This window comes from Clostridium lacusfryxellense, from assembly GCF_018861735.1.
GTDB classification, from domain to species: Bacteria; Bacillota; Clostridia; order Clostridiales; family Clostridiaceae; genus Clostridium_AD; species Clostridium_AD lacusfryxellense.
This window is the reverse complement of sequence record NZ_JAHLEB010000158.1, coordinates 1-800: the sequence shown is the minus strand read 5'-3', so window position 1 is coordinate 800 and position 800 is coordinate 1. Positions and strand designations below refer to the sequence as shown.

The following is an 800-nucleotide window of genomic DNA, read 5'->3' as shown; positions in this document are numbered from 1 at the left end:
TCCAAACTTTTACTTCTTTAGTTTGGAACATTTCAAAAATGCTCTTTATGTTCATATATCTTGGTTCATTTAATTCTTTAATAGCTGTTAAAAGTACAGGAGTCTTAACTTCGATATCTTCATATCCATCTTCCCAAGCTCTTCTAACTTTTAATCCGCCCTCAATTACGTCAACTTTTTCAACGTAAGTAATTTGTGCAAGATTTAAATGTTCTGCTATTTCAGGTCCAACTTGCGCAGTATCACCATCAATTGCTTGTCTTCCAGCGAAAACTACATCGTAGTCTAATTTCTTTAAAGTTGCTGCAAGTGCATGAGATGTAGCTAATGTATCTGCTCCAGCAAATGCTCTATCAGATACCAATATTGCTTCATCAGCACCCATTGCTAGTGCTTCTCTTAATGCTTTTTCTGCTTGAGGTGGTCCCATGCTAATTACAGTCACGTGCGCACCATGAGCGTCTTTTAATCTTAATGATTCTTCTAAAGCATTTTTATCATCTGGATTTATTATAGATGGAACTCCTTCTCTTATAAGGGTTCCTGTTTTAGGATCTATTTTAACTTCGTTTGTATCAGGTACTTGTTTTAAACATACAACTATATTCATTCCTTAATCTCCTCCTACTTTAATAGATTTCCTATTTTAATAAATTTCCTGAGATTACCATTCTTTGAACTTCTGAAGTTCCTTCATATATCTCAGTTATTTTAGCATCTCTCATCATTCTTTCTAATGGATATTCTTTAGTGTAACCATATCCACCGAAAATTTGAACGGCTTTAGTTGTAACTTCCAT

2 protein-coding genes are annotated in these 800 nt (G+C 34.1%); both read right to left on the bottom strand.

Annotated elements, in window-relative coordinates; all coding sequences use genetic code 11:
* Window positions 1–610, bottom strand: a 610-nt coding sequence (locus tag KPL55_RS25775; RefSeq protein ID WP_216309593.1) for an electron transfer flavoprotein subunit beta/FixA family protein, incomplete at its 3' end; no start/stop codon positions are given.
* Window positions 611–641: 31 nt separating this feature from the next.
* The coding region (locus KPL55_RS25770) for an acyl-CoA dehydrogenase family protein (RefSeq protein WP_281418918.1) at window positions 642–800 on the bottom strand (159 nt) is incomplete at its 5' end.